The sequence below is a fragment of the Ruegeria sp. BHSB172 genome (genome assembly GCF_059613165.1).
Window position 1 is genome coordinate 1 of sequence record NZ_JBXWRZ010000030.1, and the last position, 25,827, is coordinate 25,827.

Consider the following 25,827-nt stretch of genomic DNA (forward strand, 5'->3'; position numbering starts at 1 on the left):
GTTCATCGGTCGCGATCTGGTCGAGGCTGCGGTGGACTCGGCCCCGAAATCCATCGCCTGCCGGGCAGGGGCGCGGCATCGCGACTTCACGCTGGAGCTGGGCAGCCTGGTGTTTCAACCCGGCGCAGGCGCGCCCAATGCCACCGATCTGGAACGCGGCCGCCGCCCGGCCAGCGGGCAGGATTACCTCGAGTTCCTGAAGCTCACCCATCATTTCGACGTGTTCCAGATGATTTCGCCGCAGGTCGAGCCGCAGGACGTGCCGACTCACCTGCGCCACTATTTCACCACGCAGGCGCAGATGGAGTTGACCGACAAGTTTCCGTTCTTCTTCTCGCGCGGGACGCCGCAGGTGTTGGATTGTTTCCAGATGCTGGCCGTCGCGCGGGGCCTGTCGGATGACGAGTTTCGCGCCCGGCCGCATTGCTACACCATCATCAACACCAACAGCCCGCGCACGCTGGACATTCCAATGGCGCAGGGGCTGATCGACTTTGCCCGTCACGGGCAGATGTCGATCATCACGCCGTTCACGCTGATGGGAGCGATGGCGCCGATCACGGTTGCGGGCGCGATCACCCTGTCCCATGCCGAGGCGCTGGCCGCCCTGACCCTGACCCAACTGGCAAATCCCGGCGCGCCGGTCTGCTATGGCACCTTCACCAGTAACGTGGACATGAAATCAGGCGCCCCGGCCTTTGGCACGCCCTCGCATTTCCAGGCCTCACTGGCGGCGGGGCAACTGGCGCGGCATCTGGGCCTGCCGTGGCGGTCGGCGGCCGGATCGGCCTCTAACGCCAATGACGTGCAGGCCGCCAATGAAAACCAGTTTGGGCTGTGGGGTTGCCTGATGGCGGGGGCCACGGTGATCATCCATTCGGCCGGCTGGCTGGAAGGGGGGCTGACCGTGTCCTTTGAAAAGCTGGTCTGCGATGCCGAGGTGTTGAACATGGTGGCCGAGCTGTGTGCCGGGGCTCAGGCAGGCCAAGCCGAGATTGGCCTTGACACCGCCTTGAGCGAGGTCGAGCCCGGAAGCCATTTCTTTGCCACAAGTCAGACTATGGAGCGCTACACCACCGAATTCTATGAACCGCACCTGCATGATTATGCCAATTTCGGCACCTGGACCGAACGCGGATCGGTCGATGCGAACCACCGGGCCACTGCGGTTTGGCGGGACATACTGGCCAATTTCGAACCACCCGCGCAGGATCAGCCGGGGCTGGACGCCATGCGCGACTTCATCGCGCGCCGAACCGCCGAGGGCGGCGCACCCCCGGAGAGTTGAGATGAACAGCAAACCCATCCTGCATCGTGACGACCCCAAGGCCGAGCCGCTTGTCGGCAACGTCAAGGTCACGCGCGATGACTGGTTGAACGTGGCGATGGATGTCTTGATCTCGGACGGGGTCGAGCAGGTCAAGGTGCTGAACCTGGCTGACCGCATGGCGGTGTCGCGGTCCTCGTTCTACTGGTACTTCAAGTCCCGGCAGCACCTGCTGGATGCGCTGCTGGATCGCTGGCAGGCCACCAACACCGCCGCCCTGATCGCGCAGGCCGAGGCCCCGGCAAAGACCATCACCGCCGCCGTCTGCAACGTGCATCGCTGCGTGGTCAACACCGCCTTGTTCGACACGGCGCTGGATTTTGCCGTGCGCGACTGGGCGCGGCGATCAGGCAAGGTGCGGCGCATGCTGGACCAGTCCGATGCCCGCCGCCTGGCCGCGCTGCGGGCCATGTTTGCCCGCCATGGCTATGAGGCGGTCGAGGCCGAAACCCGTGCGCGGGTGCTGTACTACATGCAGATCGGCTATGATCTGGCGCAGTTGAACGAGCCATTGGCGACGCGCCTGTCGTTGGTGCCGCATTACCTGTACGTCTTTACCGGGGTCGAACCGAGGCCCGAGGAAATCGAGGAATTCAGCGCCTATGCCAAGCGCTGCTGGGAGAGAGGATCAAGCCATGAGCCAGCCTGACGCAATCATCATCGGAACCGGCGTGATCGGCGCGGCCATCGCGTTCGAGATGGCCACGGCCGGGTGGAAGACCCTCTCGCTGGACCGCAACGCGCAGGTGGGGCATGGCTCGACCGCCGGGTCCTGCGCGATCATCCGGATGCACTATTCCACCTTCGACGGCACCGCCTTTGCGTGGGAGGGCTATCACTACTGGCGCGACTGGGCCGACTATCTGGGCCTGCCCGACGGGGCCGATCTGGCGCAGTTCCGCGAGACCGGGTGCCTGGTCATGAAGACCGAGGCCAACGGCCACTTGGAAAAACACAAGAAATACAGCGCCGAGTTGGATTGCCCCTTCGAAGAATGGTCAGCCGAACAGATTCTCGACCGCCTGCCGATCTACTCTCTTGAAAGTTTTGCCCCGGCCAAGCGGATGGACGACCCGGAATTCGGCCAGCCGAACGGGGCGCGGATGGGCGGCGGGGTATTTTGGCCTAAGGCGGGTTATGTAACCGACCCGGCCTTGTCGGCGCAGAACCTTCTGGATGCTGCCAAGCAACACGGCGCGCAGGTACGGACCGGGGTCGAGGTCGTAGAAATCTTGCAGGAAGGTGGCAGGGTCAAAGGCGTCCGGCTGGCCTCGGGCGAAGAGATTCACGCGCCCGTGGTGATCAACGTGGCCGGGCCGGGATCGTCGATCATCAACCGCATGGCGGGTGTGCTGGACGACATGACCATCGAAACCCGCCCGCTGCGGCAGGAGGTGGTGCATGTGCCGGCGCCCGAAGGGTTCGATTTCGAGCGTCAGGGAACCATCGTCTCGGACAGCGACATTGCCTGCTACTGCCGGCCAGAACACGGCAACCACATCCTGATCGGATCCGAGGACCCGGACTGCGACCCGCATCAGTGGTGCGAGGATGACGTGCACTACAACCACGACTTCACGGACCAGTGGACGACGCAGGCGATGCGATACGCGCAGCGCGTTCCCAACCTGGGCATCCCCTCGCGGATGCGGGGGGTCGTGGATCTTTATGACGCCTCGACCGACTGGATCCCGATCTATGACAAATCCAGCCTGCCGGGCTTTTACATGGCCTGCGGCACCAGCGGGAACCAGTACAAGAACGCGCCGATCGCAGGCAAGATGATGGCCGCGCTGGTGGAGTATTGTGAGGGCGGTGCGGATCACGACGCCCAGCACCTGCAATTCGAGCTGCCCTATATCAAACGTACCATCGACGTGGGTTTCTATTCCCGCAAGCGGCCCATCAACGATGAAAGCAGCTTTTCGGTCCTTGGCTAGCCATGCCGGACAAATGCGCTAGCTCTCGGGAAACACTGAGAGAGGGCGTGTTCGATGGCGGAGAATGACACCAGAGTTCTTATCTTGGGAAGTGCGCCCGCAGCACTGGCTGCGCGGGATTTGGCGCGCGGGGCGTTCACTCATATCGTGGCCATCAACAACGCCTGGCGCATCCGCGAAGATTGGGATTTCCTGATCCATCCCGAGGATTTTCCGGCCGAGAACCGCCCCGACTGTCTGACAGCGACGCAGCGCATCGTGACGGCGCAGGATTATGTCCCGATCCAGAACGCTTACGGCGGCTTCGTCTATGCCGGTGGAACCATGGCCTTTACTGCCGGGTACTGGGCGCTAGGCGATCTCAAACCATCGGTACTGGCCTACTTTGGCTGCGACATGGTCTATCCGCGCTCGGGCAATACCCATTTCTACGGCCAGGGAACGGCCGATCCCTTGCGCGCCGACGTCACCTTGCGCTCGCTCGAGGCGAAATCGGCACGGCTGGCGCTGCTGGCGGCGCGTCAGGATTGCAATGTGGTGCGGTTGTCCTCCGGACCCAGCCGGCTGGTCTATCCATCCGTTTCGCATACAGAAGTGATCCCCGAGGCCCTGCCGAGCACCGAACACGTCGATGCTCTGCTGCAGGCCGAGTGTGAGGTCGGTTACGTGGTGCCATCCGGCCGGTATTGGGAGGTCGAAGACCGGTTCGATCCAGCCGTTGTCGACCGGCTGGATGCGGCTTGGCTCGCAGCTTACAAGGCCTCGGTGCTGGATCAGGCGGCCTGAGCGCGCGGCGCGCGCAACAAGTCTTCGACCTTTCGTCTGGCAGTCTCGGCCGCTTGTATCCGAACCGGGCCATAACCGCGGATCTCGTCAGCGCAGGCCAGGATGCTTTGCCACGTTTCGGCATCCTGATCGCCGTACTCGGCCACAAAGCGGTCCAACAGCCCCTGATACCAATTCAGCAGATCGCGGTGGAGGCGCGCTTCGGCGTGATAGCCAAACGGATTGAGAGCTGTTCCGCGCAGCGCCCGCATCTTTGACAGGCCCCGCAGAACCGGCTGCATCCAAGGTCCGAACGCCTTTTTCAGCGGTCGGCCCCGTGCGTCCGTTTTGCGGCTCAGCAGGGGCGGAGCCATGTGAAAGCGGACCGCAAAATCGCCCTCGAACTGGTTGGCCAGGTCCTGGGCGAAATGGTCCGAAGTCATCAGCCGCGCGACTTCGAACTCATCCTTGTAGGCCATGAAGCGGAACAGGTTGCGAGCGACGCTGCGCAGCAGGGTCTCGTCAGCCTGGGGCAGCGCCGAGCGGAGGGCGGCGATACGATCGGCATAGGCCTGCGCGTATTTTGCGTTTTGATACTCGGTCAGGTAGGCGGTGCGGCGCGCAATCATCTGATCCAGTGTTTCGTCCGAACCAAAGTCGTCGGAAGGCAGCGCCAGAACGTCCGGACGAACCGCCATGTTGCGCCCGATTGCAAAAGCCAGACGGTTCTTCTCGACAGCGACACTGTTCAGCAGGATCGCCTGACCCAGCGCGACATGCGATACCGGCACAAGACCGTGCTGCCACGCAAAACCCAGCATGATCACATTGGCAAACACGGCATCACCCAGCAGGTTTTCCGCCACCGCATTGGCGTCGAAACCGAACAGGTTTTTCGCCCCAACCACGTTCTGAATTGCCTGTTCACGGGCTTTTACCTGCAACTGAGCGTCGCGGCGCAGAACGATATCGCCGGTCGGCATTTCCGCCCGGTTCAGGACCACGCGCGTACCCTTGCGGTAGTGCGCCGAGGCTTTGGGAGCCGAACTGACGACGACGTCGCAACCAATCACCGCATCGGCCGCGCCCTGATCAATGCGGACCTGGTTCAGCGCGTTTGGAGTGTCTCCCAAACGGATATAGCTGAGAACGGTTCCGAATTTCTGAGCAAAGCCTGTGAAATCCAGGACCGAGGCGCCTTTCCCCTCGAGATGGGCCGCCATCGTGATCAGCGCACCAACCGTCACCACGCCTGTGCCGCCCACGCCGGTGACCAGCAGCTCGAACGGTTTGTCCAGGCGGGGCAGGGTAGGGTCGGGGAGCCCGTCCTCGAGTTTTGCCAGATCCAGCTTTGCCATGCGTTTGCGGCGTTCGCCGCCTTCGATGGTCACGAAGCTGGGGCAGAATCCGTTGAGACACGAGAAGTCCTTGTTGCACGAGCTCAAATTGATCTTGCGCTTGCGGCCGAGCGGGGTTTCGCGCGGCTCGACGCTCAGGCAGTTGGATTCGACCGAGCAGTCGCCACAGCCTTCGCAGACTAGGTCGTTGATCCAGACGAACCGCTTGGGGTCCTCCATCGTGCCGCGCTTGCGGCGGCGGCGCTTTTCGGTGGCGCAGGTCTGTTCATAGATCAGGACGGTCACGCCCGGCGTCTCGCGCAGCTCGCGTTGCAAGGTGTCCAGTTCGGCGCGGTCGTGGAAGGTTGTTTGCGCCGGGAAATCGGCGTGGTGGAATTTAGAGATGTCGTCCGAAACGATAGCGATCCGCTCGACGCCCTCGGCGCGGCAGGTCTGGGCGATGCCGGCCACGCTGACCGGCCCGTCCACCGGCTGACCACCGGTCATGGCCACGGCGTCGTTGTAGAGGATCTTGTAGGTGATGTTGGTCCCGGCCGCGACCGCCTGCCGGATCGCCAGCGAGCCCGAGTGATACCAGGTGCCCTCGCCGAGGTTTTGGAAGATGTGCTTGCCGCCGTTGAACTTGGACGCCACCACATGCGGCACACCTTCGCCGCCCATCTGGGCATAGCCGACGGTGTGGCGATCCATCCACGAGGCCATGACGTGGCAGCCGATGCCGCTGGCCGCCATCGAACCCTCGGGCACCTTGGTCGAGGTGTTGTGCGGACAGCCCGAGCAGAAATAGGGCGTGCGGGTCGCTCCGGGCACGTTGATCAGTTGCGGCGGCCGTTCGGTCAGCGCCTTGGCTTTGGCGGGCAGGCCTTCTTCGGGGAAGAACTTGTCCAGCCGGGCCGCCACGATCGGGACCAGCATCAGCGGGTTCAACTCGCCCGTCCACGGGATCAGCGGTTCGCCGTGGCTGTCGTATTTGCCCACCATCTTGTGCGGCTTGTCGCCCGGCCAGTCATAGAAATATTCCTTGAACTGGCTTTCGATGATGCCGCGCTTTTCCTCGACGACCAGCACCTCGGCCTTGCCCTTCACGAAGCGCAGCGCGTTGCGCCGCGCCAGCGGCCAGACCATGCCGACCTTGTAGATGTCGATGCCCAGACGGCGGCAGGCGGCCTCGTCCAGTCCCAGCAGGCGCAAGGCCTCCATCAGGTCCAAATGCGCCTTGCCAGTGGTGACAAAGCCGAACTTGGCGTTGTCGATATCATAGACGCGCCGGTCGATCGGGTTGGCCTCGGCAAAGGCGCGCACGGCGCGCAGCTTGTGCTGGATGCGGGTCTCGATCTCGGGCGAGGGCAGGTCGGCGGCGCGCACATGCAACCCGCCGGGGGGCAGGTCGATCTCGGGCAGGATGAACTGTCGGTCGGGGCGCAGCTCGACCGAACGGGCGCTTTCGACGGTTTCCGAAATCGCCTTGAACCCCACCCAAGTGCCGGAGTACCGCGACAGAGCAAAGCCGTATTCGCCGAATTCCAGATACTCCTCGACCGAGGCCGGGTTCAGCGTGGGCATGAACCATGCCATGAAGGCCACGTCGGACTGGTGTGGCATGGATGAGCTGACGCAGCCATGGTCGTCGCCGGCCACGACCAGCACGCCGCCCTTGGGGGCCGAGCCATAGGCGTTGCCGTGTTTCAATGCGTCGCCTGAGCGGTCGACGCCCGGCCCCTTGCCGTACCACATCGAGAAGATGCCTTCGAATTCGCACTGCGGGTCCAGGGTCGCCTGCTGCGCGCCCAGAACGGCGGTTGCGCCCAGATCTTCGTTCACGGCGGGCATGAAGGTGATGTTGTCGGATTTCAGCCGTTCGCGCGCGCGCCACAGTTCCAGATCCAGCCCGCCCAAGGGCGAGCCGCGATAGCCCGAGACGAACCCGCCCGTGTTCAGCCCGGCATCGCGGTCGCGCCGTGCCTGATCCATCAGGATGCGTGCCAGCGCCTGCGTGCCGGTCAGGAATACCCGGCCGGTGGTCTGTTCATAGCGGTCTGCAAGTTGATAGGTCCGAAGTGCGCTGTCGTGGTGGCTCATGGCTGGGGTCCGCGCGTAGTTTTGAACCCGAGAATTCTGGACCGATCTGCGTGAAAAATCGTTTCAATTTCTCCGAGAAAATAGGTATTGTCCGAAAAATTTGTTCACAAATATGCGATTTTTGAAATAATCTGGGCGCATGTTGGAGCTGGACGACAGAGATCGCCGCATCCTGGCGCTTTTGCAGAAGAACAGTCGCATGTCGAATGCCGATCTGGCGGATGCGGTGGGTATGTCGGCTTCGGCCCTTTGGCGGCGCGTGCGCGCGCTGGAAGAGGCCGGTGTCATCGAACGCTATGGCGCGGTCGTGAACCCGGCCGCGATGGGGTTGGCGTTCGAGGCGATCGTGCATGTGCATCTGACCCGCCACGACCCGGACCGGATCGTGGAATTCATCCGCGCGATCGAGACATGCAAAGAAGTGCAGGAGTGCTATTCCACCACCGGCCAGGCCGATTACCACCTGCGGGTCCTGTGCCGGGATCTGGCTGCCTACAATGAGTTTCTCGAGAATTTCCTGTTTCGACTGCCGGCAGTTGCCAGCGCGCAGACGAATGTCGTCCTGCGCCCGGTCAAGCGCAACCGGCCGGTCGAGCTGTGATCATCTGGGCACGAACTCGACCCATGCCCAGGCCATGCCGACATAGGTCAGGTTGTGTAAAAACTGATCCAGCCCCGCCGCGCGCCAATACGCCGCCTGGTTCGGTTGCAACTGCTTTTTGTCGGAATAGCTGGCCTTGGCGAAGTCGATGTTGAAGTGGATGATCCACTCCAGCGCCACGATCATCAGAATGAAGGACAATGGGGCGCCGAAGATCACGAATACGATGACCGAGCCGATGACATGCACCAGCGCATGCTGGGCGCGCCCAGCATGGAGATATACCCCGCGCCCCGACAACATCTTGGGGGTCTGGAGATAGAAGTCGGCAAACATGTGCTTGACTTGAAGCAACGCAACCAAAAGCAGCACTGTGCCCAGTGTGGCAGGCAAATGAACCCTCCCGATATCATCCCCACCGCAGATTAGGTGCAAATTCCCGCGTTCGCAAATGAACTAGTTCACACAAGCCGAATTAGTTTCCCGCCACCCGAATCCGTTTGCGTCGCCGATTGCGAATGCTGTACCGTCGGCCTGCTTTGTTCATTCGAACGTTGCCAGTTTTGAGATTTGGTTCATCAGCAGGGTCAGGCGCCATAGAACGTTCGATTTTCGGGTTTATCTGGAAGTACTCAAAACGCGATCAGCTGATCCTGTTGGCCGTGACGGCGACCCTTTTCCCACTGCTGTATCTGACGCTGGAACTGCCCAAGCGTATCATCAACGATGCGATCGGCGCCTCGAGCGAGGTGGTCGATGTCTGGGGCTTTGCCCTGGAACAAACGACATTCCTAATCATTCTTTGTTTTGCGTTTTTGGCCGCCGTCCTGGCGCATGGCTTGATGAAAATGCGCATCAACACCATGAAGGGCGTTCTGAGCGAGCGCATGCTGCGTCGGTTCCGCTATCAGCTGATCCGGCGGGCGGTGCGGTTCCCGCAGCCCTATTTCGAACGGGTCAGCCAAGGCGAGCTGGTTTCGATGATCACCGCCGAAAGCGAGCCGATGGGCGGCCTGATGGGCGACGCGATCAGCCAGCCGGTTCTGCAGGCCGGGCAGATGCTGACCATCCTGTCCTTCCTGTTCCTGCAAAGCGTCTGGTTCGGCCTGGCCGCTGTGGCGCTGATACCAGTGCAGGCCTGGCTGATTCCGCGGCTGCAACGGCAGATCAACCTGCTCAACAAGCGTCGCATTCAAGAGGTCCGCGTTCTGGCCGCCCAGATCGGCGAAAACGCGGCCGGCGCGGCCACCCTGCGCCAGAACGGCGGATGGCGCTATCGTCTGGCGTTGATCTCGGCGCAGCTGGGCCGATTGTTCGGCATCCGGTTCGAGATCTACCAGAAGAAATTCTTCATGAAGTTCATCAACAACTTCATCACCCAATTGACGCCGTTCATGTTCTACCTGGTGGGCGGTCTGTTGGTGCTGCAGGGGTCGGTGTCATTGGGGGCGCTGGTGGCCGCCCTGGCCGCGTACAAGGATCTCAGCTCGCCCTGGAAGGAACTGTTGACCTACTACAACCAGACCCAGGACATGTCGCTGCGGTGGGAGGTGGTGATCGAACGCTTTGCCCCCCAAGGAATGTTGGATGAAAGGCTGTTCGAGGGCACGCCCGAGGACGTTCCGCACCTGAAGGGCGACATCGTGCTGGATCAGGTGACGGTGCGCGATCTGGACGGGAACCAAATTCTGGACGATCTGAACCTGACCTTCGGTGCCGGCCGGACCATCGGCATCGCCGCCCCCAGCGAGGAAGACCGCCGCGCGCTAGCCGATCTGCTGACGCGCGAGATCCTGCCCGGATCGGGCAAGGTCGAGGTCGCCGGTCAGGATCTGTCGGGCCTGCATCAGGCGGTGATCGCCGCCCGGATCGGGCATGCGACCTCGCGCCCGGTGATGTTTCAGGGAACCATCGGCGACAACGTGATGATACCGCTGCGGCAGCGCCCGTTGACCCCACCGCCCGACGATCCGGACTTTCAGGAAACGCTGCGCGCTGGCAACAGCCCCGATCCGCTCGACGCCGAATGGCTCGAACCGTTGCTGGCCGGGTTTGAAACCACCCAGGACCTGCGGGACTGGTGGCTGCAGCTGATCGAGGGGATGGGTTCGGGACCGACCCTGTTTCAGCGCGGGGCCGAGCAGGTGTTCGATCAGGACCTGCACCCCGAACTGGTCGCCCGATTGATCGAACTGCGGCCGGTGGTGCAGGATGCCATTCGGACGGCCGGTCTTGAACAGCAGGCGCTGCTGTTTGACCGTGCGTCCTACAATCCGGCGCTGCCTGTGGCCGAAAATCTGTTGTTTGCGGTTCCGCGCGTTCCGGTGACCCAGCAGTTGCTGGCGCGGCAGACCGTTTTTCTAGGTCAGTTGCGAGAGCTGGGGCTGGACGAGACGCTGGTGGCGTTGACGCGCGACGTGATCGAAATGTTGCGGCAGATCTTCGGGCTGGATGGAACCGACCACCCGCTGTTCCGGAAACTGGGGCTCGAGGCCGCAACCTACGAGGCGGCGGTCGAACTGGTCGAGCGGACGCGCGAGACCGGGGCTGCCGGGCTGGATGACGAGCAACTGGCCAGCTTGCTGGCGGTGCCGTTCGTGATCTCGGCCGAGCAGATCGGTCCGGCCTTTTCCGACGAGTTGAAGAACCGCATTCTGGAATTGCGCCACAGCCATTCTCACAAGCTGATGGAGCGGCTGAACGACGTATTCGCGCCGCTGGATCCCAACCAATTCGCCCCGGGCCTGACGGTGTTGGAGAACGCGCTGTTCGGCAAGGTCAGCCAGATCGGCGGCGCCCGCTCGGACGAGGTGCGCAAACTGGTCGCCGATGTGCTGGCCGAGAACGGCGCGCGCCCGATGGTGATCGAACTGATCTACGACATCCCGGTCGCGCTGGGCGGGCAGAACCTGCCGGCGGCCCTGTCCGAGCCGCTGGCCTTCACCCGCGCCACGATCAAGAAGCCCGACATTCTGATCCTGGAAAACGCGCTTGCCAGCTATGGCATGGAAACCCAGATCGCGGTGTTCCGGAACCTGCGGGCGCTGCTGCCCGACACCACGATCATCTATCTGAACGATCAGTTCCAGACTCCGGGCGTGTTCGACATGTATGTCGAAATCCGGCAAGGTCGGGTCGTGTCAGATCAAATCGCATCCGAATCCGAAGGCGAAGGCGCAGCCTCGGCCGATCTGGTCCGCAAGCTGCGCGCACTTGAACAGACGCCGTTGTTTTCGGGGTTGGACCGGCGGCAGTTGCGCCTGCTGGCCTTCGGGGCGCAATGGTATCGCGCCAGCGCCGGAGAGGTCGTTTTCCTGAAAGACGATCAGCCCACCGACGGGGCCTATATGATCATCGAGGGCGAGGCGGGATTGTACCTGCCGCAAGAGAGCGGCCCCGACCAATTGGTGACCCGCGTCGGGCCGGGCACCCTGGTCGGCGAATTGGGGCTGATCCGCAAGGAGCCCCGCGCTCTGAGCATGGTGGCCGAAACCGATTTGACCTGTCTGCGCATCGGCGAAGAAGAGTTCCTGGCCGTGGTCGAAAACGACGCGGCGACGGCGTTCAAGTTGATGCAGGTGATCGCGGGGTATGTCTCGCGCTGATCCGGGTCAGCTTTGCGGCTTGCAGTACAGCGAATACAGCAGATCGATGACCTGCGCCGTGTTCCCGTCCGCAAGCGAATAAAAGACCGCCTTGCCCTCGCGTCTGGTCGAAACCAGCCCTTCAGCCCGCAGCCGCGCCAACATCTGGCTGACTGCGGCCTGGCGCAGATTCAGCAGTTTCTCCAGCTCTCTCACCGACTTTTCGCCGGCGCTCAGGTGGCACAGGATCATCAGCCGCCCTTCATGGGCGAGGGTCTTGAGGAACGCGGCGGCTTGGGTCGCGCTTGCGGCCATGTCCAACGTTGGTTTGGCGGGCTGAAATGTTCGGTCAGTGTCTGGACGGGTCAAGATACACCTTGCAGCGCTGAAGATCGGGCCGGGCCTGTATGCACCAAGCCGCCCGGTCTTGTCACCCCTCGGTGGCAGGGGCGCCGCCTTGGAAGGCATTGCCGTTGACATAATCGCAGGGGTCTTCCTGCATCTGCAGGTGCAGACCGTCGCCGGAATAGGGATGGGCGCGGGCCAGATCCTCATCGACCTCAATACCCAGACCAGGGGCCAAAGGCGGTTCGACAAAGCCGTTCTCGACCCGGATCGAGCCCTTAATCAGCCGGTCATGAAACGGCGTTTCGATGGTCTCCAACAGCAGCAGGTTCGGGATCGAGGCCGCGAGATGGATGTTTGCGGCCCATTCCACCGGCCCGGCGTAGAGATGTGGCGCCATCTGCGCGTTGAAGACCTCGGCCATGGCGGCGACCTTCTTCATCTCCCAGATGCCACCAGCCCGCCCCAAAGCGGGTTGCAGGATCTCGGCCGCACCGGAGCGCAGGACCGCGCCAAATTCGGCCTTGGTGGTCATCCGCTCGCCTGTGGCCACGGGAATGCGGACATTGCGCGCGACGCGGGCCATGTCCTCGATCATGTCCGGGGGGGTGGGCTCTTCGAACCACAGCGGCGAGTAAGGTTCGATTGCCTGCCCAAGGCGGATGGCGCCCGCGGTGTTGAACTGGCCATGGGTGCCGAACAGCAGGTCGGCCTTGTCGCCCACGGCCTGGCGGATCGCCTTGCAGAAGGCCACCGACATCGAGATGTCGGACATGGCCGGCATATGCCCGCCGCGCATCGTGTACGGACCGGCCGGGTCGAACTTGACCGCGGTGAAGCCGCGCCGGACCATTTCGGCGGCGCTTTCCCCGGCCTGTTCGGGCGAGGTCCAGAAATCGGTCAGATTGTGCTGCGGCAGCGGGTACAGATAGGTGTAGGCGCGGATGCGATCGTTCATCCGGCCGCCGATCAGAGCGTATACCGGGCGGTCCCGGTCCTTGCCCAGAATGTCCCAACACGCGATTTCCAGCCCCGAGAATGCCCCCATCACAGTCAGGTCGGGGCGCTGGGTGAAGCCGCTGGAATAGGCGCGGCGGAACATCAGCTCGATATTCTCGGGGTTTTCGCCGGCCATGTGGCGGTCGAACACGTCACGGATGACGTGTTTCATCGCCTCGGGGCCGACCGAGGAGGCATAACATTCTCCCCAGCCCGTGATGCCGGTGTCGGTGGTGACCTTCACCAGAATCCAATAGCGCCCGCCCCAGCCCGGCGCGGGCGGAGCGGTCACGATGATGTCGAGATCCTGTAGTTTCATCCGGTCTCCTCCCGCCGGTGGTCCGGGGCCGTCAGCCCCGGTCAAATACGATGACGTTGCGCTTGGCCGACCCGGTCTTGGTGTCCTCGATGGCCTCGTTGATCTGTTCCAGCGTCCAGCGACCCGAGATCAGCTCGTCCAGCTTCAGCCGCCCCTGTTCATACAGATCGATCATCCACGGAATGTCGCGTTGGATCACCACGTCGCCCATCTTCGAACCGACCATGCCCTGACCCAGTGCTGCCAGAATGACCGGCTCATAGCTGGATTGCGCGCCGGAATGCGGCATGCCGATCATCACCGCCTTGCCACCACGACCCAAATAGCGAGGCGCCTGATCATAGGCGGGGATGGCCCCAACGGTGATCAGAACCGCATCGGCCCCCCGACCGCCCAGGGCTTTGTACGCCGCTTTCCACGGTTCTTTCAGCGTGGCCAGAACCCCGTGCGTGGCGCCGAACTCCTTGGCGATCTCGAGCTTTTCTTCGGTCATGTCGACGGCCACGATCCGCCGGGCCCCGGCCAGCCGCGCGCCCTGGATGGCGTTCAGGCCCACCCCGCCCGCGCCGATGACCACGACATCCTGACCCGGGCGCAACTGAGCGGCGTTGACCGCCGCCCCCACGCCGGTGATCACCCCGCAGGACAGCAGGCTGGCCACGTCCTTGGGCATCGCGTCGGGGATCTTTACGATCTGGCGATGGCTGACTACGACTTTTTCGGCAAAGGCACCACAGGCCATCGCCTGTTCCAGCGCCCCACCGTTCGCCGTGCGCAGCGGCCCGTTGACCGTGTCATAGGGCGTTTCGCAGATCACCGGCTTGCCGCTGGCGCAGGACGGGCAGGACCCGCAAGCGCGGATCAGGGTCACCACGACCGAATCGCCAACCTTGAATCCGCCGCTGGCTTCTCCGACGGCCGAGACCACACCTGCGGCCTCGTGCCCGTAGACGGCGGGCAGAAACCCGCCCCACGCGCCGCTGGCATAGGTGATGTCGGAGTGGCAGATCGCCACCGCATCCAGCGTGACCTCGACCTCGCCCATGCCGGGCGGCGCGATCTGGATGTCTTCGATGACAAGCGGTTGGTTGAAGGCGCGGCATACGGCGGCTTTGATGGTCTGCATGGATCCCTCTTTTGGTTTGGGTCACGGTGGCGTTTGAAACCGTGGGCTGCAAGACGGAAAACGTCATTCCCATGTCGTTGTTACATATCGGAAGCCCGGACCCGTAAAAACAACGCGAAGCCCGCCAGCATCAGGCCCATCGCCAGCAGGAAAGGCGCCCCCGGCAGATAGATCGCGGCATCGGGCCGGGCGAACTGCGCAAACACTGCCGTCATGACCAGTGGGGAAAGGATCATGGACAAGGCGTGCAGGGCGGCCAGCACACCTTGCAACTCGCCCTGTTGCGAATCCGGCGTTGCGCGCGACATCTGCGCCTGCAGCGCCGGGGTGACCATCGCGCCCAAGGCGGTGATCGGGATCAGCATCAGGGCGATGGTGCCATTGGCCAGAAAGCCCAACAGCAGAAAGCTGACGATCTCGAACACCATGCCCAGCAGGATCGTTCTGCGCTCGCCCAGATGCCGGGTGGCCGGGCGGATCAGCCCGCCCTGAACGGCAGCCATGCCCAGCCCGTAAACGGCCAGAGACAGCCCGATCATCTGGGTCGACCAGCCGAACCGCTCGACCGTGAAATAAGACCAGATGGCCGGGTAGACATAGATCGACACCGAATACAGGAAATAGACCCACAGCAGCGGCCTGATACCGGGCAGGCCGGCAATCGCGCGCAGGGCGCTGTCGGGCCGGGCGCGCCGCCACTGGAACGGGCGGCGGTTTCTGTCGGTCACCGTTTCCGGCATGACCAGAAATCCAAGGCAGAAATTCAGCACCGACAGCCCCGCGGCGGCCCAGAAAGGTGCGCGTGTGCCATATTCGCCCAGCAGCCCGCCCATCAACGGCCCCAGCACGAATCCGACCCCGAATGCCGCGCCCAAAAGCCCGAAATTGGCTGCCTTGTCATGGGGTTTCGACACGTCGGCGATAAAAGCCGCGGCGGTGGAATGCGTGGCCGCCGTGATGCCGCCCAGAAGGCGCCCGGCCAGCAGCAGCCAAATGCTGCCCGCAATCGCCATCACGACATAGTCCAGCGCCATCATCAGCAGCGACACCAGCAGAACGACCCGGCGCCCATAGGCATCGGACAGATTTCCCAGAACCGGCCCGAACAGGAATTGCATGGCCGCGAAGGCGGTGCTGAGAATGCCGCCCCAGATAGCGGCCGAGGCCAGAGACCCACCCTGCACCTCGACGATCAGCTGCGGCATGATCGGCATGATCAAACCGATGCCCATTGCATCGATCATCACGGTTCCGAACGCAAAAAGAAAAGGAAGCCGCATGCCTGTGCCAACTGTTATTTTTCGGGCCGAGCCTAGCGAGGCCATGCCGGTCTATGAACCCGCTCGGGGTGGTTTGCGGCGGCAAACGGCTTGTGACGTGCGGTCACTTCCCAACCGCTAGAGCCGGGCGGCCAATCCGCTCAGTTGCTGTGCAAGATGTCCGGGTTGCGAAAAGAAGGGCGAGTGCGAACTGTCGATGGATAGGCGCAGATCCGGTGGTGCGATCTGGCTCATGTCCTCTTGGTATTCCGGGGGAATGGTCCGATCGTCTGTGGCGCGGATATAGGCCTTGGGAACGCGGGCAAAACCGCCGCTCAGGTCCAAAGGCGTGTCCTGGGGGCGGATGGCCTGGGGGCACAACCGCGCAAGGGCATAGCGCACCGTTTCAGGCGCGCAGTCATGATAGAACAGGCCCTCCACCCGTTCCGGCAGGACAGTGTAGGACAGGCCGTCGGCCGATTTTTCAACTGCATCCGCAATGAGTTGTCGCGGAGACTGCCGGCGCATGTCGATCATCGAAAGGCCGGGCCGGGGCACGTAAGCACACAGGTATATCAGCGCCCGCATCCGGTCGGGCGCATGGTCGGCCGCGGCACTGATCGGATAGCCGCCCCAGGAATGCCCGACCAGGATGGTGTCGGGTGTGGACGCCGCAAGTATCGCGTCACGGCAATCGTCAAGGGTGACGGCCGACACCGGCGTCGGGTCTGCGCCGTGGCTGGGCAGGTCGATGGCGCGCGCGCTGTGCCCTAGCGATCTGAGTTCGGGGATCAGGTCGCGCCAGCACCAGGCGCCATGGCACGACCCGTGGATCAACAGAAACTTCGCCACCGGTTCCTCCTTCTCAGACGTGCCCGGTTTCGGCCAGAAAATCCGACAGCAGCGCCGCGTAGTCGCCGGGCCGTTCGACGCAGGGCAGGTGTCCGGCCTTGCGGATCAACTCGAACCGCGAGCCGGGGATCAGATCGACCGTTTCGCGCACAAGGTCCGGGGGTGTTGATCCATCCTCGGACCCGGCGATGCCCAGCGTCGGCAGGCGCAATCCGCTGGTCGGCGTGAAGAAATCAGTTCCCGATATCGCGGCGCTGCAGCCCAGGTACCCTTCCAACGGCTGCCGCACCATCATGTTGCGCCACAGGTGGACGTCCGGCGAGGACCGGAACGCCTTGGAAAACCATCGCTCCATCGTCGCGTCGGCCAGGGCTTCGATCCCGCCTTTGCGCGCGGCCGCGATCCGGTCGGCCCATATCGCCGGAGTGCCGATCTTGGCTGCCGTGTTCGACAGCACCATCGCCCTGATCTGGTCCAGTCGTTTCACGGCCAGGCCCTGTGCAATCATACCACCGATGGACAGTCCGACAAAGACACAGTCGCGGACCTGAAGGTGATCCAGCAATCGCTCGGCATCGCGCACCAAAGCGCCCATCGAATAGGGGCCGGGCGGCTGCGAAGACAATCCATGCCCGCGCTTGTCATAGCGGATGATGCGCAGACCGTCGGGCAGCAACGGCAGGATCGGGTCCCACAGGCGCATATCGGTCCCCAGCGAGTTTGCAAAGACGACGGGTGCCCCGTCAGGGGTTCCGTCCTCGCGATAGTGCAGCTTGACCTCTCCGAAATCCGCGATGTGCATCTGGGCGACCTTTTTCTTTTATTGGGTTTCTGCAGCGTTTGCCGCACCTTATGGCACCTAGCCCGACCGCTTGTCAGGTCAGGAATTCCAATGCCCCGGCAAAGACCTGCGGATCGACATTCCCGCCCGAGGCCACGACGATCACCGCATCGCCCGCGATCTCGTCCTTTCGGAACAGCGCCGCCGCCAGCGAAACCGCACCGCCGGGTTCCAGCACGATCTTCAGGCGCAGAAAGGCCTGGGCCATCGCCTGCAGCGCCTCGGCCTCGGAGACCGCCAGACCGGGCCCGCACAGGCGGTTGAGGATGGGAAAGGTGATCTCGCCGGGTTGCGGCGTCAGGATTGCGTCGCAAAGATTGCCGGCGGTGGCCGCATTCGCCTGAATGCTGCCTGCGGCCAGCGAGCGTTTCACATCGTCGAACCCCTCGGGCTCGCAGGGGCGGGCGCGCAGGCCGGGCGCGTGGCGGTCCAGCGCCAGGGCGACGCCGGCCGTCAGCCCCCCGCCGCCGCAGCACACCAGCACATCGGCGGTCTCGACGCCCAGATCGCGGGCTTGCTGCGCCAGTTCCAGGCCGACGGTACCTTGCCCGGCGATCACCTGCGGTTCGTCATAGGGGCGGATCAGGGTCAGGCCGCGCTCGGCCGCCAGCGCCTCGCCGATATCCTCGCGGCTTTCGGAGGCGCGGTCATACAGCACGACCTCGGCCCCCAGAGCGCGGGTGTTCTCGATCTTCAGCCGGGGCGCGTCCGAGGGCATCACGATGACCGACCTGGTGCCATGCAGAGTTGCGGCATGGGCTACCCCTTGCGCATGATTGCCCGAGGAATAGGCAATAACCCCGCGTTTGCGGGCCGCGTCGTCCAGCGCGGAAATGGCCGACCAGGCCCCGCGGAACTTGAAGCTGCCAGTGTGCTGCAGGCATTCTGGTTTCACCAGCACCCGGCGCCCCGCGATCTGGTCCAGAAAGGGCGAGGTCAGCAGCGGCGTTTTGCGCACATGGCCAGCCAGACGGTCGGCGGCGGCTTCGATCAGGTCAATGGTGCTCATGCCAGTTCCAATGTCTTGCGGATGATGTCGAGGGATTGTGGCTCGTCCAGAAACGGGACATGGCCGCGATCGGGCACGTCGCCCGTGATCAGGCCGGGATGGCGCGCGCGCATGGCATCGACCGTTTCGCGGCTCAGAAGGTCCGAGTTGGCGCCGCGGATCACGCCTGTTGGCACGGCGCGCAAGGCATCGAACAGGGGCCACAGGTCCGGGGTTTCGCCGGCTTCGATCTGTTCCAGCAAGGCGGTGCGCAGGGCCGGGTCATAGCGCAGGGCCAGTCCGTCGTCGGTTTCTTCGTATTGGAACGCGGCCTGTTTGCGCCAGACCGCAAGCGGAATGTCGGGGAATTGCGGCTCCATCATCTGTTTCAAGACCGCAGCCGCCTGATCGAGTGTTTTCGACACCGGTTTGCGGCCCACATAGTCGATGATCCGGGCGATGCCCTGCGGCTCGATCACCGGGCCGACATCGTTGAGAATCACGGCGGCCAGACGGTCGGGATGGGTGGTTGCCAGCGTCATGGCGATCAGCCCGCCGCGCGAGGTACCCAGGATGCTGGCCCGGTCCAGGGCCAGATGGTCCATCAACGCGATTACGTCCTGCGCCTCGTGCGCGACGGTATAGTTGCGGTAGTCGGGGTCGTGGGCCGATTGCCCCCGGCCGCGATAATCCAGCGCGATCATGCGCAGATCGGCGACATGCGGTGCCAGGAACGAGAAATCGAGACTGTTGCGGGTCAGCCCGGCCAGGCACAGAAGCGGCTGCCCCTTGCCGGTGTCCGCGTAGTAAAGGTTCAGTCCATCGGTGGTCGTGAAACGCGGCATCACAGGCCCGCCAGTTCGGGGATGCGCGTTAGATCGGACAGCACATGGGCGGGTGTCCACGGCAGCCGGTCCATCGGCTCACCCGCTCGGTTCACCCAGGTCGTGACGAAGCCGTATCCGCTGGCGCCGGCCGCGTCCCAGCCGTTCGAGCTGACGAACAGCACTTCGGACCGGTCGCAACCGAACCGGGCGGGAACAAGATCATAGACCTTGGCATGGGGTTTGAACACGCCGACGCTTTCGACCGACAGTACATCGTCCAGCAACGCGCCGATGCCCGCCGACCTGACGGCGGCGTCAAGCATCGGTGGCGAGCCGTTCGACAGGATCGCGGTCTGCAGACCGCCGGATTTCAAGGCCTTCAGCATCGCGGGTACTTCGGGATAGGCCTGAAGCTCCCAATACAGATCCAGCAGACGCTGGCGCAGGTTTGGGTCGCCCTGAAGGCCGGTCGCGTCGAGCGCCCAGTCAAGCCCGTCCTGCGTAACGTCCCAGAAATCGGCATGGGCGTCGGCCACGGCGCGCAGCCATGTGTATTGCAACTGCTTCAGGCGCCAGTGATTGGCAAGCTCGGGCCATTTGGCCTGCAACGCTTCAAAGCCGGGCTCGGCTGCCGCCTGCCGCGCCGCGGCGGTCACGTCGAACAGGGTGCCATATGCGTCGAAAACGCAGGTCGTGATTGCCATGTGATCCTCCGCCGTGATTGCGCGCAGGTTTGCACAACTGCCCCAGTGGGAAAAGCGCAAAAGGGTTTACAACGGCGCGGCAGGCTCTAGGTTGGGCGGCTCTTTCTACTTCAAGGCCGGAGGCCACCATGACCGCAATCAAACAAGGCGACACCGTTCGCATTCACTACACCGGCACTTTGCAGGACGGCAAAGTCTTCGACAGCTCGGAAGGGCGCGAGCCGCTGGAATTCGCGGTCGGATCCGGCCAGATCATTCCAGGGCTGGATTCGGCCCTGCCGGGGATGGAAGTCGGCGACAAGAAACGGGTCGAAGTGGCGTGCGAAGACGCCTATGGCCCGGTGAATCCTGCGATGCGTCAGGACATCCCGCGCGAAGGCATTCCGGCCGACATTCCGCTGGACCCCGGCACCCAGTTGCAGATGCAGACCCCGGACGGGCAAGCCTTGCCGGTCACCGTGGTCGAGGCCACCGACACCACTGTTACGCTGGATGCCAACCATCCGCTGGCCGGGCAGGATCTGACCTTTGATATCGAGGTCGTTTCGGTCAACTGACCGGTCCGGGCCTATAGCCCGGGCACCAGATCCAACAACGACCCAACTGCGGACCGCAGCTGCGGTTGGGTATAGAACACCCACAAGATCAACAGTGTCGTGAGGGTCAGCAGCAGTTTGCGCGCACGCTCGCTGAGGAACCTTTCCTTTCGACGGGCCTGTTGCACGCGCGGGCTGCTGGCGATTATTCGGTCAAGTTTGCTCATGTGCCGAAACCTGCCGCCGAAAATTGGTCAAATCTTGGCGGCGACAGGGAAAGATCGAGTCACATAAAATCGGGCTGAGGCATGCCCAGAACGTGGAACCCGCCATCGACCCGGATGATTTCACCGCTGGTGCAGGCGCCGGCATCCGAAGCCAGATAAACGGCGGTGCCGCCCACCGCTTCGAGCGTTGCGTTCGAGCGCAGCGGCGCGTTCTGGTCGCAGAACTTGTAGGTCTTGCGCGCACCGCCGATGGCCGCACCGGCCAATGTCTTCATCGGGCCCGGCGAAATCGCGTTGACCCGGATGCCGTCGGGCCCCAGGTCGTTGGCCAGATAGCGGGTCGCCGATTCCAGCGCCGCCTTGGCCACGCCCATCACGTTGTAGTTCGGAACCACGCGGTTCGACCCCTGATAGGTCAGGGTCAGCAGGGTGCCGCCATTGTCCTTCATCATCGGATAGGCGCGACGCGCGACTTCGATGAAGGAATAGGCCGACACATCCAGCGAGTGCTTGAAGTTGGCCCGCGTCGTGTTCAAGAACCGGCCGGTCAGTTCGGTCTTGTCTGAATACGCGATTGCGTGGACCAGAAAGTCGATCGTCGGCCAGCGCGCGGACAATTCGCCAAAGGCCCGGTCCAGCGAGGCGTCGTCGGTCACGTCGGCATCGACCATGAAGTCGCTGCCCAAGCTTTGCGCCAGCGGCTCGAGACGCTTGCCGAAGGCCTCGCCCTGATAGGTGAAGGCCAGCTCGGCCCCGGCCTCGTGCATGGCCTTGGCGATGCCCCAGGCGATCGAGCGGTCATTGGCTACGCCCATGATCAGACCGCGTTTTCCCTTCAGACAGTTTGACATCTCGATCACCCGTTATACTTGGACAGAACCATGGAGCCATTCGTGCCGCCAAAGCCGAAGCTGTTGGTCATGACACTATCCAAGCCTGCGTTTTCAACCACTTGCGTGGCAATTTCGCCGGGCTGAATGCCTTCGGCCAATGTGTCGACGTTGATCGACGGTGCAATGAAATCATGTTCGAGCATGAGCAGGCAGAAGATCGCCTCGAGCGCGCCCGCCGCGCCCTGCGCATGGCCGGTCATCGACTTGGTCGAAGAAATCGGCGGCACGCTGCCCTCGCCGAAAATGCGGCGCACAGCCTCGACTTCGCCCACGTCTCCGACCGGGGTCGAGGTACCGTGCGCGTTGATATAAGAGACCTTCCGGCCCTCGGGCAGGGTCTGCAGCGCCAGGCGCATGGCCCGCTCGCCACCTTCGCCCGACGGGGCGACCATGTCATGGCCGTCGGACGTCGCGGCAAAGCCGGTCACCTCGGCATAAATCTTGGCGCCCCGCGCCAGCGCGTGGTCCAGATCTTCCAGCACGACGATGCCCCCGCCGCCGGAAATGACAAAGCCGTCACGATCCTGATCGAACGCGCGCGAGGCTTTCTCGGGCGCGTCGTTGTACTTGGACGACATCGCGCCCATCGCGTCGAACAGGCACGATAGGGTCCAGTCCAGTTCCTCGCCGCCGCCGGCGAACATCACGTCCTGCTTGCCCATCATGATTTGCTCGGCCGCATTGCCGATGCAGTGCAGCGAGGTCGAGCAGGCCGAGGTGATCGAATAGTTGATGCCCTTGATCTTGAAGGCGGTGGCCAGGTTGGCCGAAATGGTCGAGCACATGCACTTTGGAACGGCAAACGGGCCGATCCGCTTGGTCGCGCCGGTTTTCAGAACGGTCTGATGCGCCGTCAGCATGGCGCTGGTCGACGGCCCGCCCGAACCCGCCACCAGGCCGGTGCGCGGGTTCACGACCTGATCTTCGGTCAGGCCGGCATCGGTGATCGCCTGGCTCATCGCGATATGCGCATAGGCGGCGCCGGGGCCCATGAACCGCAGTGCGCGTTTGTCCACGTGCTCGGCCACGTCGATCTTGAGTGAACCGGCCACCTGGCTGCGAAAGCCGTGTTCGACCATCTGTTCGTTGGCCTCGATGCCGGATTTACCTGCCTTGAGCGAGGCCAGAACCTCTTCGGCATTGTTCCCAATGGAGGAAACGACCCCCAATCCGGTTACGACGACGCGACGCATAAGCGTACTCCTGTATTCCGTTCTGTGCTTGTTGCCGATCAGCTGAGGTCAGCTTTCTGACAATGCAACCTTCATGTCCTTGACCTGATAGATGACTTCGCCATCCGCCTCGACCCGGCCATCTGCCACTCCCATGGTCAGACGGCGGGTTTGCACGGCCTTGGTGAAATCGACGTAATAGGTCAGCATCTTGCGGTCGGGGCGCACCATGCCGGTCAGCTTGACTTCGCCCACACCCAGCGCATAGCCACGACCCTGCCAGCCCCGCCAGCCAAGGTTGAACCCGGTCAGCTGCCACAGGCCATCCAGGCCCAGGCAGCCGGGCATGATCGGATTGCCGGGGAAGTGGCATTCAAAGAACCACAAGTCCGGGGTGATGTCGAACTCGGCAACCACATGGCCCTTGCCGTGCGCGCCCCCGTCGGCCGAGATCTCGGTGATCCGGTCCATCATCAGCATCGGCGGCGCGGGCAGCTGGGCGTTGCCGGGGCCGAACAATTCGCCGCGGGCGCATTTCAGCAGATCGTCCTTGTCAAAGCTGCTAGGGAATTGGGCCATTCTGCCGCGTCTCCTGCCTGGGGTCTGTTGGTTCAATCTGGCCTCGTCTAGCACCCGTTTGCAAGGTCCTGCAAGAGCAGCCGAACACATCGGGGGGATGGGGCCGATCGGATTGCGAATGAATTTCAATTGAAATTGCCGGCGGACGGCACTTATATATTGGATCAGACAATCGGATTGCGAATTCATGACGGATCAAAGCCGGGACATTGCGACGAACTGGTTGGTGCACGCCGGGCTGCGCCCGACGCGTCAACGGGTTGCCTTGGCCGAACTGCTTGTCGGAGATGGGCGGCACCGCCATGTCACCGCCGAAAGCCTGTTCGAGTCGGCCAAAAAGAGAGGCGATGCCGTTTCGCTGGCCACCGTCTACAACACGCTGCGCGCCTTTTGCGATGCGGGTGTACTGCAAGAGATCACGGTGGACGGGTCCAGAAGCTATTTCGACACCAACACCCATGACCACCCCCATTTCTTCTGGGAAGACGAGGGCCGGCTGAGTGATGCGCCCTCGGATCAGCTGGTGATCCAGCGTCTGCCCCAGGCGCCCGACGGGGTCGAGATCGCATCCGTCGATGTGGTCATCCGCCTGCGCAAGAAGGCCTGACAGGCGCGGCCTTTATCCCCTTGGTGTCTGCGGCATTTCACGTCGGAACTTCCGGTTGAACTGAGTCGTCGATCGTGCACAGATCGCCGGGCACGTCAGCCGGAGTTCATCATGCCACATCCCATTGTCACGCCACAGATGATCGATGCCTTTCAGAAGGACGGCGTGGTTCTTGTCAAAGGCCTGTTCGCCGACCACGTTCAATCCCTGCGTGACGGGGTGGCCCTGAACATGGAACAGCCCGGCCCCTATGCCTCGGAAAACAGGAAAAAGGGCGAGACGGGCCGGTTCTTCGACGATTACTGCAACTGGTCGCGCATTCAGCAGTTTCAGGAGGTCATCCAGTCTTCGCCTCTGGCCGAGGTCGCCGCCGACCTGATGCAGTCCGAAACCGTGCAGATGTTCCACGACCATGTGCTGGTAAAAGAGCCGGGCACCTCGATGGCCACGCCGTGGCATCAGGATGGGCCCTACTATTTCGTCGAGGGGCGGCAGACGATCAGTTTCTGGTCGCCGCTGGATCCGGTGCGCGAGGCCACGCTGCGGTGCGTTGCCGGCTCGCATCTGTGGGAAAAAGAGGTTCTGCCGACGCGCTGGGTCTCGGAGGAGGGGTTCTTTCCCGACGAAGGCCAGTACATCCCGGTGCCCGATCCCGAGGCCGAAGGGATGCGGATCGTCGAATTCGAGATGGAGCCGGGCGACGCGGTCGCCTTTCATTTCCGCACCCTGCACGGCGCCCGGGGCAACCGCTCGGACCGGCGTCGGCGGGCGTTTTCGGTGCGTCTGGTGGGTGACGACGCGCGCTATGTCGAGCGTCCGGGGCGGACCTCGCCGCCTTTTCCGGGCCATGACATGCGGCCGGGTCAGCGTCTGCGCGAGGACTGGTTTCCGATACTGCTGAGGCGCTGAAGGCGCGGCTTCAGAACCACTGGCCCGGCTCGATCAGGCCCAGTTCGAGCAGTTGGTTGGAATTCCACTGGAACGGAACCGAGTTGGGCCAGCGAAAGCTGGTGATCGGGCCGCCCGGCCCGGCCGTGCTGCACAGCGCCTTGGCCGCGCGGAACGAACAGATGGCCGCGGTCAGGTTGTGGTGCCAGGGGCAGGCATATGTGTTGTACTCGGGCTCGTTGAAGCTGTGGTCTGGCAGAAGCGTCAACCCTTTGCGGGTCTTGAACAGGCCGATGCGGTCGATGCGTCGCCGTTCGTAGGGGATGCGGTCCTCGAACCGCCAGCGCAGCCCGCCCGACATGTCCAGTTGACGTTCCAGCGGGGTGCCATCCCGGTCGTGCCGGCTGTGGGCGTAGTATCCGGTGCTGTCCAGCATGGCGTGATCGGGGGCGACCCCGTTTGGATGTGCGGTCAGGTCGTCGGCATAGATGTCGATGACATGGCACAGCATCGCATCTCTGCGTTCTTCGGCGTGAAAGGTCAGCATTTCGCCAATCGATCGCGTCTCGCAGAAGGGAAAGACCAGGTATTCCGAGTTGTAGCAGTAATACATCCAGATCGACGGCGCCGCGCGGATGATGCGGTTGATGGCGTCAAAGACCGCCTCGCGCGGGGTGCAGCGCATGGACACCCGGTGGACGCGCTGGGTAAGGTCGGGCGCCATCGCGAAATCCGGCGGCATGAAAGCGATCACCGATTTGAATCCGAGGTCGAGGTGATGGCGCAGCGTGCCGTCGATTTCCACGTCGTCCTCGGCAAAGATCAGGGCCACCGGCCCTTTGGACAGGGCCGCCCGACCGGATCTGAGGAAATCATCGAGAGAATCGTGCTGCATCGCCTGTTTGCTGCCTGCCTCGCTGGAATTCTCGGTCAAATTCGGGTAATTGCGCCGGCATTGCAAGCGGCGTTCGATGCGTATAGACGACGCCGGTCCAGCGAACGTAGAAGGCC

General features: G+C 63.2%; 25 protein-coding genes. 9 read left to right on the forward strand and 16 right to left on the reverse strand.

The annotated features are described in order from the left end of the window. The 4 genes from AC2FM3_RS13085 to AC2FM3_RS13100 all read left to right on the forward strand — a co-directional run. Positions 1–1,288, forward strand: a 1,288-nt coding sequence (locus AC2FM3_RS13085) for a trimethylamine methyltransferase family protein (protein ID WP_496682511.1), incomplete at its 5' end; no start/stop codon positions are given. A gap of 1 nt (position 1,289) precedes the next feature. Next, positions 1,290–1,976 carry a TetR/AcrR family transcriptional regulator gene (locus tag AC2FM3_RS13090; protein WP_496682514.1) on the forward strand — a complete coding sequence of 229 codons (687 nt, stop codon included), beginning with the start codon at positions 1,290–1,292 and terminating at the stop codon, positions 1,974–1,976. After that, entirely contained in the window at positions 1,963–3,267 is a 1,305-nt protein-coding gene (locus AC2FM3_RS13095; RefSeq protein ID WP_496682515.1) for an NAD(P)/FAD-dependent oxidoreductase, read from the forward strand. The genes AC2FM3_RS13090 and AC2FM3_RS13095 overlap by 14 nt, the downstream gene beginning before the upstream one ends. Positions 3,268–3,321: 54 nt before the next feature. Continuing rightward, positions 3,322–4,053, forward strand: a complete 732-nt coding sequence (locus AC2FM3_RS13100; RefSeq protein WP_496682517.1) for a hypothetical protein — start codon at positions 3,322–3,324, stop codon at positions 4,051–4,053. On the opposite strand, the gene AC2FM3_RS13105 is transcribed toward AC2FM3_RS13100, so the two are convergent. After that, positions 4,041–7,469, reverse strand: coding sequence for an indolepyruvate ferredoxin oxidoreductase family protein (locus tag AC2FM3_RS13105; RefSeq protein WP_496682519.1), 3,429 nt, complete (start codon positions 7,467–7,469; stop codon positions 4,041–4,043). The two genes, AC2FM3_RS13100 and AC2FM3_RS13105, sit on opposite strands and share 13 nt — an antisense overlap. A gap of 139 nt (positions 7,470–7,608) precedes the next feature. Between AC2FM3_RS13105 and AC2FM3_RS13110 the strand changes: the two genes are divergently transcribed. After that, positions 7,609–8,070 (forward strand): Lrp/AsnC family transcriptional regulator, encoded by a 462-nt coding sequence (locus AC2FM3_RS13110; protein WP_496682521.1) that lies wholly within the window; start codon positions 7,609–7,611, stop codon positions 8,068–8,070. Here the strand turns inward: AC2FM3_RS13110 and AC2FM3_RS13115 are convergent, their stop codons facing one another. Next, positions 8,071–8,463 (reverse strand): DUF3307 domain-containing protein, encoded by a 393-nt coding sequence (locus AC2FM3_RS13115; protein WP_496682524.1) that lies wholly within the window; start codon positions 8,461–8,463, stop codon positions 8,071–8,073. 125 nt (positions 8,464–8,588) lie between these two features. On the opposite strand from AC2FM3_RS13115, the gene AC2FM3_RS13120 reads away from it, so the two are divergent. Further along, a complete protein-coding gene (locus AC2FM3_RS13120; protein WP_496682526.1) occupies positions 8,589–11,675 on the forward strand; it encodes a cyclic nucleotide-binding domain-containing protein in 3,087 nt (1,028 codons plus the stop codon). Between the two features lie 6 nt (positions 11,676–11,681). Here AC2FM3_RS13120 and AC2FM3_RS13125 read toward each other — a convergent pair whose 3' ends face one another. The 9 genes from AC2FM3_RS13125 to AC2FM3_RS13165 form a co-directional block, all read right to left on the reverse strand. Next, positions 11,682–11,969: an ArsR/SmtB family transcription factor gene (locus tag AC2FM3_RS13125; RefSeq protein WP_496682527.1), complete on the reverse strand. Its 288-nt coding sequence runs from the start codon at positions 11,967–11,969 to the stop codon at positions 11,682–11,684. 115 nt (positions 11,970–12,084) lie between these two features. Continuing rightward, on the reverse strand, positions 12,085–13,317 hold the full coding sequence (locus tag AC2FM3_RS13130) for a mandelate racemase/muconate lactonizing enzyme family protein (protein WP_496682528.1): 1,233 nt from the start codon (positions 13,315–13,317) through the stop codon (positions 12,085–12,087). Positions 13,318–13,348: 31 nt separating this feature from the next. Beyond that, positions 13,349–14,443: a Zn-dependent alcohol dehydrogenase gene (locus tag AC2FM3_RS13135; RefSeq protein ID WP_496682530.1), complete on the reverse strand. Its 1,095-nt coding sequence runs from the start codon at positions 14,441–14,443 to the stop codon at positions 13,349–13,351. Positions 14,444–14,523: 80 nt separating this feature from the next. Further along, complete coding sequence (locus AC2FM3_RS13140) at positions 14,524–15,723, reverse strand: TCR/Tet family MFS transporter (protein ID WP_496682532.1); 1,200 nt, start codon at positions 15,721–15,723, stop codon at positions 14,524–14,526. Positions 15,724–15,840: 117 nt separating this feature from the next. Further along, a complete protein-coding gene (locus AC2FM3_RS13145; protein ID WP_496682533.1) occupies positions 15,841–16,554 on the reverse strand; it encodes an alpha/beta fold hydrolase in 714 nt (237 codons plus the stop codon). A 13-nt stretch (positions 16,555–16,567) separates the two neighbouring features. After that, positions 16,568–17,356, reverse strand: a complete 789-nt coding sequence (gene pcaD / locus AC2FM3_RS13150; protein WP_496682535.1) for a 3-oxoadipate enol-lactonase — start codon at positions 17,354–17,356, stop codon at positions 16,568–16,570. A gap of 73 nt (positions 17,357–17,429) precedes the next feature. After that, positions 17,430–18,404 (reverse strand): threonine ammonia-lyase, encoded by a 975-nt coding sequence (locus AC2FM3_RS13155; protein ID WP_496682537.1) that lies wholly within the window; start codon positions 18,402–18,404, stop codon positions 17,430–17,432. Further along, positions 18,401–19,228 (reverse strand): alpha/beta fold hydrolase, encoded by an 828-nt coding sequence (locus AC2FM3_RS13160; RefSeq protein ID WP_496682538.1) that lies wholly within the window; start codon positions 19,226–19,228, stop codon positions 18,401–18,403. The genes AC2FM3_RS13155 and AC2FM3_RS13160 overlap by 4 nt, the downstream gene beginning before the upstream one ends. Beyond that, the gene (locus tag AC2FM3_RS13165) at positions 19,228–19,914 is read right to left on the reverse strand and encodes a haloacid dehalogenase type II (protein WP_496682540.1); all 687 of its coding nucleotides are present in this window, start codon (positions 19,912–19,914) and stop codon (positions 19,228–19,230) included. The genes AC2FM3_RS13160 and AC2FM3_RS13165 overlap by 1 nt, the downstream gene beginning before the upstream one ends. A 128-nt stretch (positions 19,915–20,042) precedes the next feature. Between AC2FM3_RS13165 and AC2FM3_RS13170 the strand changes: the two genes are divergently transcribed. Then, entirely contained in the window at positions 20,043–20,471 is a 429-nt protein-coding gene (locus AC2FM3_RS13170; RefSeq protein WP_149775631.1) for an FKBP-type peptidyl-prolyl cis-trans isomerase, read from the forward strand. An 11-nt stretch (positions 20,472–20,482) separates the two neighbouring features. Here AC2FM3_RS13170 and AC2FM3_RS13175 read toward each other — a convergent pair whose 3' ends face one another. From AC2FM3_RS13175 to fabA, 4 genes are read right to left on the reverse strand one after another with little or no spacing between them, the layout of a single operon-like run. Then, on the reverse strand, positions 20,483–20,677 hold the full coding sequence (locus AC2FM3_RS13175) for a hypothetical protein (RefSeq protein WP_496682542.1): 195 nt from the start codon (positions 20,675–20,677) through the stop codon (positions 20,483–20,485). 59 nt (positions 20,678–20,736) lie between these two features. Next, on the reverse strand, positions 20,737–21,528 hold the full coding sequence (locus AC2FM3_RS13180; RefSeq protein WP_005978083.1) for an enoyl-ACP reductase FabI: 792 nt from the start codon (positions 21,526–21,528) through the stop codon (positions 20,737–20,739). A gap of 5 nt (positions 21,529–21,533) precedes the next feature. Then, the gene (fabB, locus tag AC2FM3_RS13185; RefSeq protein WP_496682543.1) at positions 21,534–22,763 is read right to left on the reverse strand and encodes a beta-ketoacyl-ACP synthase I; all 1,230 of its coding nucleotides are present in this window, start codon (positions 22,761–22,763) and stop codon (positions 21,534–21,536) included. 48 nt (positions 22,764–22,811) lie between these two features. Next, the gene (fabA, locus tag AC2FM3_RS13190) at positions 22,812–23,321 is read right to left on the reverse strand and encodes a bifunctional 3-hydroxydecanoyl-ACP dehydratase/trans-2-decenoyl-ACP isomerase (RefSeq protein WP_149775635.1); all 510 of its coding nucleotides are present in this window, start codon (positions 23,319–23,321) and stop codon (positions 22,812–22,814) included. A 187-nt stretch (positions 23,322–23,508) separates the two neighbouring features. Here fabA and irrA point away from each other — a divergent pair, with 187 nt between their 5' ends. Continuing rightward, positions 23,509–23,928, forward strand: coding sequence for an iron response transcriptional regulator IrrA (gene irrA, locus AC2FM3_RS13195; RefSeq protein WP_490360294.1), 420 nt, complete (start codon positions 23,509–23,511; stop codon positions 23,926–23,928). A gap of 111 nt (positions 23,929–24,039) precedes the next feature. Next, positions 24,040–24,837, forward strand: coding sequence for a phytanoyl-CoA dioxygenase family protein (locus AC2FM3_RS13200; RefSeq protein ID WP_496682547.1), 798 nt, complete (start codon positions 24,040–24,042; stop codon positions 24,835–24,837). A gap of 10 nt (positions 24,838–24,847) precedes the next feature. On the opposite strand, the gene AC2FM3_RS13205 is transcribed toward AC2FM3_RS13200, so the two are convergent. Further along, positions 24,848–25,711 carry a hypothetical protein gene (locus tag AC2FM3_RS13205; protein ID WP_496682574.1) on the reverse strand — a complete coding sequence of 288 codons (864 nt, stop codon included), beginning with the start codon at positions 25,709–25,711 and terminating at the stop codon, positions 24,848–24,850. Between the last annotated feature and the right edge of the window lie 116 nt (positions 25,712–25,827).